We start from the raw sequence: 12,880 nt of genomic DNA, 5'->3' as shown, positions 1-12,880 counted from the left end.
CGTGTCGAACGCGTCCGGGGCCAGCGACGGCGGCCAGGTACGTGCCGATGTTGCCCACGAAGGACAAGAGCATGAAGGCGGTGAGCGCACCCTGGTGCCGTTCGGTGTGGCGCAGTTTGAGCTACGTCAGGGCCAGCAGGGACCCGCCGTACAGCAGCGCGGCGATCAACAACAGGGGCCGGGCCACGGCGTCCACCGAGAAGCGGGCGCCGAACAACAACCACGGGACGTCCACGGACTCGCGGTCACCGAACACCGCCAGCAGCCCGGCCGGCACCGCGGCCAGTGCGGCACATAGGGCGGCGCCGCGGCGCACGGGGGCCGCGCGCTGTGCCGGCAGCACTCCCGCGAGCACGACGACGGCGACCACCGCGATCGGGACCAGGAACGTGAGGGCGAAGAGCATCAGCCGAGCACCTCCTCTGCGATCTGGCGGGCGATCTGCAGCGGCGCGAACTCGAGCGACGCCGCGAGGCCCACGAACACGGACGCGGCCGCGGTGATCACGGTGGGCACCAGCAGACTGGCCGGTTCCCGCACCACGACGGTCGCGCCGGGCTGCGCGGCTGTGCTGCCGTCGGACGTCGCGGTGCTGCTGTCCGACGCCACCGGGGTGCCGTCCTCGGACGGTGTCGCCGAACTGTCCCCGGGCCCCGCGGTGCTGGTTTCGGACCCCGCCACCGAGCCGTCCCTGGCCGTCGCCGGGGAAGCGTCCTGGTCAGCGGGGTCGCGGAACCACATGCGGTAGACCGCCGGCAGGAAATACATGGCGTTGAGCAGAGACGAGGCGATCAGCACGCCCACGACCCAGGGGTGTTCCGACTCCAGGGCACCCAGGCCTAGCATCCACTCGGACACGAAACCGGCGGTCACGGGCAGACCGATCATGCCGAACGCGCCCACGGTGAAGGCCGCGGAGGTCCACGGCATGCGCCGACCCAGACCGTGCATCTGCGAGAGCTTGGTGATGCCCAGGGCCTCGGCGAACAGTCCCGCGCAGAAGAACAGGGCGATCTTCATGAGTCCCTGGTGCACCAGGTGCACCACACCGCGCGTGGTCCCCGCGAGCGTGACCAGGGAGATCCCGACCACCACGTAGCTGACGTGCGAGACCGTGGAGTACGCGAGCCGCTTCTTGAGGTCCTCCTGGCGCCGGGCCTGGTAGCAGCCGTACAGGATGGTTAAGCACGCAACGATCAGCAACGGGGTGAGCACGCCAAGTTCCGAGGCCACGTAGATCCCGTACACGTCGTCCACCACGCGCACGATCCCGGCGGTCAGCGCGATCTCCACGGTGAGCATGGCCGCGAAGGACCATTCCGGGGACCACCGCAGCCGCGCGTTACCGAGCGAGACGGCCAGCGCCCCGGTCATGATGAAACCGATCACGCCCACGATCAGTAGGGGCCGTAGCCACCGGCCGGTCAGCCGGTCCAGGGGCACCCCGGCGCTGCGCAGCAGGATGAGCGCGCCCGCCAGCACAGCCCCGGACTGGAACGCACCGCCGGAGTCCGAGCTGCCCAGCCGCAGCCACACGAGGATCACGAGCACCCCAGACCCAGGAAGGACATGGCCTGCACGCTGCGCGCGGGGGAAACACGGTGGCCGCGGTGGTCGCGAGTACGGCGACGCCGAGGGCCACGTCGAGGGCGGTGAGTTCGGTCACGGGGCGGGCCGCCTCGGGTCCGCGGTACCCGGCGCGCTGGACTCATTTGCCGTGCGGGCAGTGCCGGACTCGCTCACCGTGCGAGCGGAACCCCATTTCGCCCACCGCGGGGGAGGCGCCGGGGCCGTCAAGGGTGCGAGCGGCGTCGTGCTCCGTGGCTTCCCGCGCGGTCAGGGCGTGCGCCGAGACGGACGCCGAGCCGAGGATGAGCACCCACGCGATCGCGAGCAACGCCGCGGTGGACCAGCTCCCCAGGTACACGGCGGCGCCGACCATGACGAGTCCCGGGCCCAGGTTGTCCGCCTTGGTGAGCGCGTGCAGTTGACTGCGTATGTCCGGGAACCGGATGAACGCTGCCGTGCCCGCGGTGAAGAACAACGCTCCGCACACGATCAGGACGGCGCTGAGGCCGGTGATCATGCGCCGGCACCGCCTCCAAGCGGCGCGGGGCTCGTCCTCGCGCCCCGAGCGGCACCGGGGGTGCGCGCCGCGGTCAGTCGGACGACGGCCGTGAGCGAGGCCAGCCCGATCAGCCCCACGGCCACGTCCGGGAATCGCGACGCCGCCGCGGGGCCAAGCAGCACGGTCAGCAGCACGACGAGCGCGGCGCCGGTGGTACCGCTCAGCAGCAGGGACAACAGCCAGCGGTCGGTGACGGGGCGGCGGGCCGTGACCACGAACGCGACCACGACATCGACCAGGAGCACCACGAAGACCGTGGTGAGCAGGATCTCGAACACATCGGCTCCTCGGATCGCGGGTCACCGGCTGCGCAGGTGATTTACGGGGGAGGGGACGGAAGTGCCCCGCGACGCGGGTAAATTGGTGCCGGGCCGGTCAACCGGCACGCTCCCACCGAACCGAGGATCCATCACCCATGCGCGTTGCGGCCATCGACTGCGGTACGAACTCCATCCGTCTGCTCATCGCGGACGTGAAGGACAAGGACGGCCACCTCGAGCTCAAGGACAGGGTGCGCGAGATGCGCATCGTGCGCCTGGGCCAGGGTGTGGACGCCACCGGCTGGCTCGCCGAGGCCGCCCTGGAGCGGACCTTCGCCGCCGCCGAGGAGTACGCCCGGCTCATCACCAAGCACAAGGTGGACGCCGTCCGGTTCGTGGCCACGTCCGCCACGCGCGACGCCGGCAACCGGCAGGTCTTCGTGGACGGGATCAGGTCCCGCCTGGGGGTGACCCCGGAGGTCGTGAGCGGTGACGAGGAAGCGGCGTTGTCATTCCGCGGCGCGCTCAATGCGGCCGCGGGACTGACCCCGGAGGACCGCGTGCTCGTGGTGGACCTGGGCGGCGGTTCCACAGAGTGCGTCCTGGGGTCTCCGGAGCACGTGATCGCCGCCCGCAGCGTGGACGTGGGGTGCGTGCGCATGACCGAACGCCACCTGGGGTCCAACCCGCCCACCGAGGAACAGCAACGCCTCGTGCTGCGGGACGTGGACGAGGCCATGGACACCGTGGCACGCACCGTACCGCTCGAACTGACCACCCGGCTCGTGGGTGTCGCCGGGACGGTCACCACGGTCAGTGCCATGGCCATGGGCCTGAGCCGCTACGACGAGGACCGGATCAACGGCAGCGTCCTGGACAGCGACGTCGTTATCCGCGCGTGCCGGGAGCTCACCGGGATGACGCGGGAGGAACGCGCCGAGCTCGGGTTCATGCACGAGGGTCGCGTGGACGTCATCGGGGCGGGTGCGCTCGTGTGGCGCCGGATCATCGAACGTGTCTCGGACGCGACCAACGGGCGCGTCAGCACCGTGACCGCGAGCGAACACGATATTTTGGACGGAATCGCCCTGTCCCTCGCGGCCTGAGATCACGGGCCGGTCGCCGTTGCACCCCGGCACACCACCCGCGGGCGCGCGGGGGAGCGGACGCCCGCGCCGGCACCCGGTGTGGACGGGCCCGGAGCGGAAGCGAGCCGGAGCAGACGGGTCAGCGGGCGACGTCGTCGTGACGCCGGGCGGGGGGCCGGAACGTCGGCCGCCGGGAGCGGTCGGGAACGCGCGTGCAGCGCGGGAAAGCAGAGGGGTCATGGGACGGCTGAGAACACGCGGTGCGCTGTCACTCGCCGCGGTGGGCCTACTGCTCGGCGGGACCGGTGTCGCCCCGGCGCTCGCGGTGGAACCCATGCCCGCGCCGTCGGTGCCCGTGGAGACCCCCGTGGCACCGCCCCCGAACGGCAAGGTCCCCGTGGAGCCGGTGGACGTGCGCCAGGAGGAGTACTGGCTGGACGACTACGGCGTGCGGGACGCGTGGAAGTCCGCGACCGGCAAGGGCGTGAAGATCGCCGTGATCGACACCGGCGTGGACGGCTCCCACCAGGATCTCAAGGACGCAGTTGGTGAGGGCACGGACGTCTCGGGCGTGGGCAAGGCCAACGGCCAGGATGGTCTGGGCGCGGAACCCGAACACGGGACGCTGGTGGCCTCACTCGCGGCGGGACGCGGTCACGGACCCGCGAACCAGGACGGTCCGGGCGGGACCCGGGGCATCATCGGCGTGGCCCCGGAGGCCGAGATCCTGCCCGTGTCCCTGTGGGTGGGCAGCGAGCACCCCGGCGCCCGCGACATCGACGAACAGATCCCGGACGCCGTGCGGTGGGCCGTGGACCACGGCGCGGACGTGATCAACATGTCCCTGGGCTCGAACGCCACGGGGTGGCCCCCCGCGTGGGACTCGGCGTTCGCGTACGCGGAGGAGAAGGGTGTGCTCGTGGTCGCGGCGGCGGGCAACCGGGGCTCGGGGCTCAACCAGGTGGGGGCGCCCGCCACGATTCCGGGGGTGCTGTCCGTGGGCGGCGTGGACCGGTCGCGCACGGCGAGTTGGGACTCGTCCTCCCAGGGCATCTCGATCGCGGTGGCCGGGCCCAGCGAGGAGATGGTGGGTGCGATCCCAGGGGACGGCTACGCCCGGTGGTCCGGGACCTCCGCCACTGTGCCCCTCGTGGCCGGGACAGCGGCGCTGATCAAGCAGAAGCACCCCGACCTCACGGCCGCTGGGATCGCCCAGCGGATCGTGGACACCGCGCACGACGCGGGAGCGCAGGGCAAGGACCCGCTCTACGGGTATGGGATCCTGGATGTGCGCGCGGCCGTAGAGGACGACGTCCGGATCTCCGACATCAATCCCCTGGGCAGCGTGCGGCAATGGATTGCGCAGAACCGCCCGCCCTCGCAGACACCCACCCCGAGCAGCTCCCCGACCCCGCCCGCGCCGGACACGCGGCAGGTGACCGGGGAGGCCACCCCACCCGTGGCGCAGGCACCCCTCAACGAGACCGGCGCGCTACCCGTGGTGATCCTCGTCAGCTTCGGGGTGATCGTCGCGGGCCTCACCGTGGCCGCGGTCCTGCACATCCGCAGGCTCTCGCGCTGATTTCACGATCAGCTCACCGGGCCGCTGACACCGCGTCGGCAAAACCGTGCCACGGTGAGTAAGCTTTCGGGTATGGCTTTCAATCAACTTGCTAAGGACCGTCCGCGCCTTCTCATCGTGGGTGGCGGTTACGTCGGTTTCACACTGGCGCAGAAGCTGCAGACCCGCATTACGGAGTCCGGCGGCGTGGTCACGGTGGTGGACCCCAACCCGTACATGACCTACCTCCCGTTCCTGCCCGAGGTCTCGGCCGGCAACATCGAGGCGCGCTCCGCCGTGATCCCGCACCGTCAGCACCTGGCCGACTGCGAGTTGATCACCGGCCGCGTGGAGAGCATCGACCACGCCAACCGTACGGTCACCGTCCACGGCATCGACGAGGGCCCCGAGTTCGAGCTCACGTACGACGAGATCGTGCTCGCCGGCGGTTCCAACACCCGCACGTTCCCCATCCCGGGGCTCGCGGACAAGGCCATCGGCATGAAGACCATCGAAGAGGCCGTGTCCGTGCGCAACTGGGTGCTCGAGCGCATCGAGGTGGCTTCCCTCACCAACGACGAGGACGAGAAGCGCAAGGCGCTGACCTTCATCGTGGTGGGCGGCGGCTACGCCGGTTCCGAGACCATCGCCGAGCTCGAGGACATGGCGCGTTCGGCCGTGCAGCGCAACGACCTCCTGAAGGTCTCGGACCTGCGCTTCGTGCTGGTCGAGGCCATGGGCCGGATCATGCCCGAGGTCTCCGAGGACCGTGCCGAGAAGGTCGTGGCCGAGATGCGCGCCCGCGGCATCGAGGTGCTGCTGAACACGTCCCTGTCCGAGGTGGACGGTGACCTGGTCAAGCTCATCAACATGCAGGACAAGTCCCCGGCCGGCGAGATGGCCACGGACACCCTGATCTGGACGGCCGGCGTGCAGGCTGCGTCCTTCGCCAAGAACAGCGACCTGCCCATCGACGACCGCGGACGCGTGCGCGTGGGCGCGGACCTGCGCGTGACCGGCGACGACGGGCCCTTCGAGGGTGCCTGGGCCGCCGGTGACATCGCCGCCGTCCCGGATCTCACGGGCGCCGGCCCCGGCGGGTTCTGCGTCCCCAACGCGCAGCACGCCGTGCGTCAGGCCGCGACCATGGCCAAGAACATCATGGCCGCGCACAAGGGCGAGCCGCTCGAGGACTACTATCACGAGAACCTCGGGTCCGTGGCGGGTCTGGGTCTGTACAAGGGTGCCGCCACCATCCGCGGCATCGACCTCGGCGGTCTGCCGGCGTGGGCCATGCACCGCCTCTACCACGGGTACGCGATCCCCACGGTGGAGCGCAAGGTGCGGGTGTTCACGGAGTGGGGAGTGAACCTGCTCTTCGGCCGTGACACCACCCCGCTGCGTCACCTGCGGGACCCCCGCCGTGCCTTCCAGAAGGCCGCGGGCGCGGACGTCCCGGCCGAGAAGGCGAGCCTGTAACACTCCATCGCACCGAGCCGGTGGGCCCGCGCACCCGCGCGGACTCACCGGCTCGGTCACGCCCCCATAGCCCAATCGGCAGAGGCAGCGGACTTAAAATCCGCTCAGTCTGGGTTCGAGTCCCAGTGGGGGCACCGATTCCGCACCCGCGGGGGCCCTGTTCGCTCAGCACAAACTCCCAGGTTCCTGTGACGCGTCAATGTTAGGCTGAACGAACAGCTCGCCCACGCCTCGAAAGGACGTCCCATGGCCGGCGGAAACCCACTGCTACGCGACTTCAACAAGAAGAACGGCACCGCGACCACCCCGGATATCTCCCGCGACCCCCGTTACTCACCCGAGAACCTGGAGAACCTCTACAACGCGCCCGCCGCGGGTCCGGACCGCACCGGACGCATGAGCTACGACGACGTCGTCATGCGCACCTCGCTCGTGCTCGGTTGCGTAATCGTCACGGCCGTGGTGGGTTGGGTCGCCCCGGTGCTCGCGCTGCCGGGCGCCATCGTGGGTCTCGTGCTGGGTCTGGTCAACGCGTTCAAGCGTGAGCCCAGCCCGCTGTTGATCACGCTCTACGCGCTCGCCGAGGGCCTGTTCCTGGGTGGCATCTCCCGCATGTTCGAGGGCGCCTACCCGGGCATCGTGGTCCAGGCGGTGATCGGCACCCTGGCGGTGTTCGTCTCCGTACTCGTGCTCTACAAGGTGGGCGTGCTGCGCTCCTCCCCGCGCGTGACCAAGTTCTTCATGGTCGCACTGCTGGCCTACGCACTGTTCGCCCTGGTCAACCTGGGCACGAGCCTGCTGGGCGGCTACAACATGCGCTACGACGCCACGATCTTCGGCATCCCGCTGGGTCTGTTCGTGGGCGCGATCGCCATCCTGCTGGCCGTCTACAGCTTCGTGCTCGACTTCGAGAACATCAGCGACGGCGTCAAGCGCGGTATCCCCAAGAAGGCGGCATGGTCCGCGGCGTTCGGGCTGACCGTGACCCTGATCTGGGCCTACGTGGAGATCCTGCGCGTGCTCTCGATCATCCGCTCCATGAGCGACTGACTCCCATCCCCGCGCGTCGCTCGGGGCCCTCAGGGCCCGGTGACGTACGCCGGAATGAGAAGCGGCGGCCCAGTGGGTCGCCGCTTCTCGCGTTGTGGGGATCGTTCACATGTAGCGGATCTCGAGTTCGCGCGGGGGCAGGTTGATCGCGCGGGCGGGGATGTTATTGCTCGTGGCTCGTCCCACGAACAGCCAGCCCAGGATCTCCTCGTGCTCGTCCAGACCGTAGAACTCGCGCACCACGTCCCGGTCGTAGGGCTCGCGATGGGACCAGACGGTGGCCCATCCCTGCGCGTAGAACGCGGCTTCGAGGATCCCGCGGGCGGCGTACACGTCCCCGCGCTGGTCCTTCTTGGACTGCGGCAGTTCCGGGTGGTGGCGGAAGATGATGGCCAGGGCCACCCCGCCCCGGGACGCCCACTGCAGGCTCCCGCGATACGCGGCCAGGACCCGGATCTTGCGACCCTTCAACCGGGGGACGGGGCCCGAGAGGGCGGGGACGGACGTGAGGCCCGCCATGGCCGCGGCCAGCAGGGACGCGGCCTGCCCGCTCGTCGCGACCACGCGCCAACCCGTGGGGCGCTCGTCGTACTTGGCGCCGGCGGCGGCCCGCAGGACGGCCTCGAGCTCCTCACGCCGCGGGGCCTCCTGTGTCAGGACGCTCGCGGGGCGGCGTTGGGACAGGACGCGCAGCAGTGTGGTGGACATGACGCCCATTTTGTCACCCTCGGCCCCGCACGCCGGTATCAGCACGTTGCGCGATGGTGTCATGATAAGGGCATGCCATCCAGTGTTACGACGTCCCACGCGGGCTCATCCCCGAACCCCGTGGTCAAACGTCCCCAGTCCGACACATCCTCCGAACTCGTCACCCAGCACGACGGCGCGTCGCCCCCCTCCACGGGGCCCAACGCCCCTGACGCGCAGACCATGGTCACGACCCCGGTCCGGATCGCGGCCGCGTGGTCGTGGCGGATCTTGCTCATCATCGCCGGTGTGGGTGTGGTGGGGTGGCTGCTGAGCCACGTGACCACCGTGTTCATCCCGGTGCTGTTGGCCGCGCTGCTCGCGGGGTTGCTCTCGCCGGCCGTCCGCTGGCTGCGCTCCAAGCACTTCCCGTCCGCGCTGGCCGCGATCACCGTGGAGCTCGGACTGATCCTGGGGGTTCTGGGCCTGTTGGTGCTCGCGGGTCAGCAGATGATCGCCGGTTTCGCACAGCTCTCCGACAGCGCGGTGGCCGGTTTCCAGCAGTTGATCGGAATGCTGGAGGACAGCCCCCTCAACATCTCCACGGACAACATCAACCAGTGGCTCTCGGACATCGGGGCCACGCTGCAGCGCAACTCGGACGCCATCCTCTCCGGCGCGATGACCTTCGGCTCCACGGCGACCAACATCGTCACGGGCACGATCATCATGCTGTTCGTCCTGCTGTTCTTCCTCATGGACGGCGAGAACATTTGGCTGTTCCTTGTCAAACTGTTCCCCCGCCGCGCCCGCCCCGCCGTGAACGGTGCCGGGCGCAAGGGCTGGATCTCGCTCGCGCAGTACGTGCGCATCCAGGTGTTCGTGGCGTTCGTGGACGCCGTGGGTATCGGGCTTGGTGCGTTCCTGCTGGGTGTGCCGCTGGCGCTGCCGATCGGTGTGTTGGTGTTCCTGGCGTCCTTCATCCCCATCGTGGGTGCCGTGGTGACCGGTGCGGTGGCCGTCCTGGTGGCCCTCGTGGCGATCGGGCCCGGTATCGCGCTCGCCATGCTCGGTGTGGTGCTGCTCGTCCAGCAGGTCGAGTCCAACGTCCTGCAGCCGCTCGTGATGGGCAAGGCCGTGGCCCTGCACCCCGTGGCCGTGTTCTTGGCGGTGGCCGCCGGTAGCGTGCTCTTCGGGATCGCCGGTGCGCTGTTCGCCGTGCCCCTGATGGCCATGCTCAACACGATCATCCGCTACCTCGGCAGCCGCGCCTGGGAGCGGGACGAGGAGATCGCGTGGCAGCCCCTCATGTACCCGTGGGAGATCAAGAAGGCAGCCAAGAAGCAGGACCTCACGCGCGAACAGGTCATGGCCCAGCTGCAGCGTTTCCGCGGCAAGCGCCATCGTGAGCGCCAGAACGCGGAGAAGAAGCGCGAGGAGAAGCACAAGAAGGAAACCAAGCACAACGCGTCCATCGAGGCGGACGAGGTGGGTTCGGGGGACTCCCGGAACGTCTAGTCCCGCACGGCGTAATACCATGGAACGCGGCGTCCTCACCCCGGACGCCGCGTTCTGTGTGTCCGCGCCGAGCCTCGAGGTCGTGATCCACCCCGGGTTCGCGCGTTTCGAACGAGCCGCAACGGCCGACTACCACGAAAGAAGTTCTCTGTGGGCCTCACTGATTTGCCCGTCTCGGTGGCCGACGTCCGCCACGCCGCGCAGCTGCTCGACGGGGTGATCGAGACGACGCCGCTCGCGCACTCCCGGGCGCTGTCCCGCATGCTCGGCTCCGAGGTCTACCTCAAGTGCGAGAACCTCCAGCGCGCCGGGTCGTTCAAGGTCCGCGGCGCGTACGTGCGCATGGCCCAGCTCTCCGACGAGGAGAAGCGACGGGGAGTCGTGGCGGCGTCGGCCGGCAACCACGCGCAGGGCGTGGCGCTCGCGGCGGCGAAACTCGGGATCACGGCGCGGATCTACATGCCCCGCGGAGCGGCCCTGCCCAAGATCGCGGCCACCCAGGACCACGGTGCGGAGGTCGTGCTGCATGGGTCGAACGTGGACCAGGCGCTCGCAGAGGCCCAGCGCTACGCAGACGAGACCGGCGCGGTGTTCGTCCACCCCTTCGACCACCCGGACATCATCGCCGGCCAGGGCACCCTGGGTCTCGAGATCCTCGACCAGCTGCCCACCGTGGACACCGTCATCGCCGGTGTGGGCGGGGGAGGGCTGCTCGCGGGAGTGTCCGTGGCGCTGAAGGCCAAGGCACAGGAGCAGGGCAAGGACATCCGGGTCATCGGGGTGCAGGCGGAGAACGCCGCGGCCTACCCGCCCTCGCTCGCCGGGGACGCGATCGTCACGCTGTCCAAGGTCTCCACCATCGCGGACGGCATCGCCGTGGGCCGGCCCGGACAGTTGCCGTTCAACGTGATCCGCCACCTCGCGGACGACGTCGTCACGGTCTCCGAGGACTCGCTCGCCCAGGCGCTGATCTTCATGCTCGAGCGCAACAAGATGGTCGTGGAACCCGCGGGTGCCGTGGGTGTGGCGGCGATCCTCGAGGGGGCGCTCAAGCGTGAGTACCCGGATCTAGGGACCACTGTCGTGCTGCTCTCGGGCGGCAATATCGATCCCATGCTGATGCTCAAGGTGATCCAGCGGGGTCTCTCCGCGGCGGGGCGCTACATGACCATCAAGATGATGCTCACGGACCGCCCCGGTGAGCTCGCCCAGATCTCACAGATCATCGCGGACATGGACGCCAATGTGACCGGGGTGAATCACACCCGGATCGGGGGCTCGTTGTCCATGGGGGACGTGTCCATCACGATTGACATGGAGACCAAGGGCCACGGGCACTGCGATCACGTGATCGACGCCCTGGAGTCCCACGGCTACCGACCCGTGGTGGTGCACTGAGCGGGAGGTGACCCGCGCGGTGCGCGTGCGTCAGCGGCGTCGTCCGCGCCGGGCCGTGAAGTACGTGACGAACGCGGCCACGAAGGTGGCGAACCACAGGATGTTGCGCAGGCCGCCGGTCGCGTTCAGTGCGGGGTCGTCCTGACCCAGGAAGTGCACGACGATCGCGGCGATCCCCAGCAGCGCGGTGAGGATGATCAGCGGGACCGTCCACGAGTTGGGGGTCCGGTTCCAGTGTGTGACCACGGGGGAAACTCCTAGCGAGGCTCGACGGGGCGTGCTTCGATCCTACGGGCCACACCCGGGCGACTCATGGACCGTGTCGAGCCGCGTAAGACTCCTGGGCCGCATCGGGTCGCGCACGACGAAGACCACCTCGCACGTGCGAGGTGGCCTTCGTGATGAACCGGGGTCGATCAGCGGCTGAAGGGCTTGGCCTTCAGGATCTTCACCGTGATGTCCTTGCCGTTCGGGGCCTTGTAGCTCACGGTGTCACCGACCTTGTGGCCGTTGATCGCGGCACCCATGGGAGAGCGCTCGGAGAAGACCTCGAGGTCCGAACCGCCGGTGAGGTCTTCGGCGACCTCGCGGGAACCCATGAGGAAGGTCATCTCGTCGCCCGCGATCTCCGCGGTCACGACCATGCCGGCCTCGATCACGCCGTCGTCCGCGGGGGCCTCGCCCACCTGGGCGTTCTCGAGCAGCTGGGTCAACTGGGCGATCCGGCCCTCGTTCTTGCCCTGCTCCTCGCGTGCAGCGTGGTAGCCGCCGTTCTCCTTGAGGTCCCCCTCGGAACGCGCCTGTTCGATCCGGTCCACGATCTCCTGGCGGTACGGCCCGGAGATGTGGTCAAGCTCCTTCTTGAGCCGGTCGTAGGCTTCCTGGGTGAGCCAGGCTCCCTCATTAGTAGCCACGGTGCCTCCGTTCTCTGGTGTCCGTCGCCCTGACGGACACGTGTAGAAAAACCCCGCCCCGGGGCGAGCCGAGTGGCCCAGCGCGTCCGGGTCGGGGATGTGATCTCCGTCCAGTCTAGTGGAGTCCGCGCCCGCGGCCCAAAGCGCGTGCGGGGGTGCGGTGGGTCGTGCAATCCGACGTCATGGTTGCCGTCACGGATGTGGCCGGTCCGAAGCTGCGCGGATGGTCAGTCAGGAATTACCCGACCACCGCGGGAGGGTCAGCCAGCACTCTCCCAGCACGAGTCGACCCCCGCCGTCGTGGCCAGGTTCGTGGTGCGCAGGGGCACCCGGTGGGTGCTCGTGCGGCCGTTGAGTTGGTCGTCCGGCAATTGGCCGATCGTGACCTCGGTCCAACCCACCACGGCGTACTGCTCGTTGAGGGCCTCCACCGCGCACGTGACGGTCTGGTCGGGGTCCTTGGTGAGGTCGAAGTCCGCGTACACGTGCCCCGAGTCCGTGATCTGGAAGCTCACGTCCTTGAACACGGGCCGCTGGGAGTTGCCCCACACGATCCACACCACGAACAGCGCCGCCACCAGCGTGGCCGCGGCCGCGATCAGCATCCAGCCACGGGTGCTGGGCCCGCGGCGGGGGGAGCGGGCGACGGCGCGGTGTCCGGTCCCGTAGCGCTGTGCGAGCGCCCGCTGGATCGCGGAGGTGCCGGGGGCAGTGGCGCCCGTCTGCGGCCGGGAGGTAGGCCGGGGCGTCGCAGAACTCATGGCGCCCACTGTACCCAGCGCGCGTGTGTGGTTTCT

At 69.4% G+C, this 12,880-nt stretch carries 14 protein-coding genes and 1 tRNA gene; 7 read left to right on the top strand and 8 right to left on the bottom strand.

Annotated features, from left to right (window positions below):
• Positions 1-121: 121 nt before the first annotated feature.
• The 4 genes from IE157_RS09015 to IE157_RS09000 form a co-directional block, all read right to left on the bottom strand.
• Complete coding sequence (locus tag IE157_RS09015) at positions 122-406, bottom strand: hypothetical protein (protein WP_193519777.1); 285 nt, start codon at positions 404-406, stop codon at positions 122-124.
• Entirely contained in the window at positions 406-1,545 is a 1,140-nt protein-coding gene (locus IE157_RS09010) for a proton-conducting transporter transmembrane domain-containing protein (protein ID WP_318281410.1), read from the bottom strand. The genes IE157_RS09015 and IE157_RS09010 overlap by 1 nt, the downstream gene beginning before the upstream one ends.
• 163 nt (positions 1,546-1,708) lie before the next feature.
• The gene (locus IE157_RS09005) at positions 1,709-2,086 is read right to left on the bottom strand and encodes a cation:proton antiporter (protein ID WP_193519776.1); all 378 of its coding nucleotides are present in this window, start codon (positions 2,084-2,086) and stop codon (positions 1,709-1,711) included.
• The gene (locus IE157_RS09000; protein WP_193519775.1) at positions 2,083-2,406 is read right to left on the bottom strand and encodes a hypothetical protein; all 324 of its coding nucleotides are present in this window, start codon (positions 2,404-2,406) and stop codon (positions 2,083-2,085) included. The genes IE157_RS09005 and IE157_RS09000 overlap by 4 nt, the downstream gene beginning before the upstream one ends.
• A 137-nt stretch (positions 2,407-2,543) precedes the next feature.
• Between IE157_RS09000 and IE157_RS08995 the strand changes: the two genes are divergently transcribed.
• From IE157_RS08995 to IE157_RS08975, 5 genes are all read left to right on the top strand, one after another.
• Positions 2,544-3,494 carry a Ppx/GppA phosphatase family protein gene (locus IE157_RS08995; protein ID WP_193519774.1) on the top strand — a complete coding sequence of 317 codons (951 nt, stop codon included), beginning with the start codon at positions 2,544-2,546 and terminating at the stop codon, positions 3,492-3,494.
• A gap of 220 nt (positions 3,495-3,714) precedes the next feature.
• A complete protein-coding gene (locus tag IE157_RS08990) occupies positions 3,715-5,058 on the top strand; it encodes a S8 family peptidase (RefSeq protein WP_193519773.1) in 1,344 nt (447 codons plus the stop codon).
• A 72-nt stretch (positions 5,059-5,130) separates the two neighbouring features.
• The gene (locus tag IE157_RS08985) at positions 5,131-6,516 is read left to right on the top strand and encodes an NAD(P)/FAD-dependent oxidoreductase (RefSeq protein WP_193519772.1); all 1,386 of its coding nucleotides are present in this window, start codon (positions 5,131-5,133) and stop codon (positions 6,514-6,516) included.
• A 60-nt stretch (positions 6,517-6,576) separates the two neighbouring features.
• Positions 6,577-6,650, top strand: a tRNA-Leu gene (locus tag IE157_RS08980).
• A gap of 112 nt (positions 6,651-6,762) precedes the next feature.
• Positions 6,763-7,566 carry a Bax inhibitor-1/YccA family protein gene (locus IE157_RS08975; protein ID WP_035963708.1) on the top strand — a complete coding sequence of 268 codons (804 nt, stop codon included), beginning with the start codon at positions 6,763-6,765 and terminating at the stop codon, positions 7,564-7,566.
• Positions 7,567-7,671: 105 nt separating this feature from the next.
• Here IE157_RS08975 and IE157_RS08970 read toward each other — a convergent pair whose 3' ends face one another.
• Positions 7,672-8,274 (bottom strand): nitroreductase family protein, encoded by a 603-nt coding sequence (locus tag IE157_RS08970; protein ID WP_318281409.1) that lies wholly within the window; start codon positions 8,272-8,274, stop codon positions 7,672-7,674.
• Positions 8,275-8,346: 72 nt separating this feature from the next.
• Here IE157_RS08970 and IE157_RS08965 point away from each other — a divergent pair, with 72 nt between their 5' ends.
• Both IE157_RS08965 and ilvA read left to right on the top strand, forming a co-directional pair.
• On the top strand, positions 8,347-9,771 hold the full coding sequence (locus IE157_RS08965; RefSeq protein WP_193519770.1) for an AI-2E family transporter: 1,425 nt from the start codon (positions 8,347-8,349) through the stop codon (positions 9,769-9,771).
• Between the two features lie 150 nt (positions 9,772-9,921).
• Positions 9,922-11,169, top strand: coding sequence for a threonine ammonia-lyase (ilvA, locus tag IE157_RS08960; RefSeq protein ID WP_064846167.1), 1,248 nt, complete (start codon positions 9,922-9,924; stop codon positions 11,167-11,169).
• A 30-nt stretch (positions 11,170-11,199) separates the two neighbouring features.
• Here ilvA and IE157_RS08955 read toward each other — a convergent pair whose 3' ends face one another.
• The 3 genes from IE157_RS08955 to IE157_RS08945 all read right to left on the bottom strand — a co-directional run bounded on the left by IE157_RS08955 (position 11,200) and on the right by IE157_RS08945 (position 12,844).
• A complete protein-coding gene (locus tag IE157_RS08955; RefSeq protein ID WP_064846168.1) occupies positions 11,200-11,415 on the bottom strand; it encodes a hypothetical protein in 216 nt (71 codons plus the stop codon).
• Positions 11,416-11,585: 170 nt separating this feature from the next.
• Positions 11,586-12,083: a transcription elongation factor GreA gene (gene greA, locus IE157_RS08950; RefSeq protein WP_085106982.1), complete on the bottom strand. Its 498-nt coding sequence runs from the start codon at positions 12,081-12,083 to the stop codon at positions 11,586-11,588.
• A gap of 260 nt (positions 12,084-12,343) precedes the next feature.
• Entirely contained in the window at positions 12,344-12,844 is a 501-nt protein-coding gene (locus IE157_RS08945) for a DUF4307 domain-containing protein (RefSeq protein WP_085106981.1), read from the bottom strand.
• Positions 12,845-12,880: the final 36 nt, after the last annotated feature.

Origin of the sequence: Kocuria marina, assembly GCA_014652975.1 — a bacterium.
GTDB classification, from domain to species: Bacteria; Actinomycetota; Actinomycetes; order Actinomycetales; family Micrococcaceae; genus Kocuria; species Kocuria marina.
This window is presented reverse-complemented; position numbering and strand designations above follow the sequence as displayed.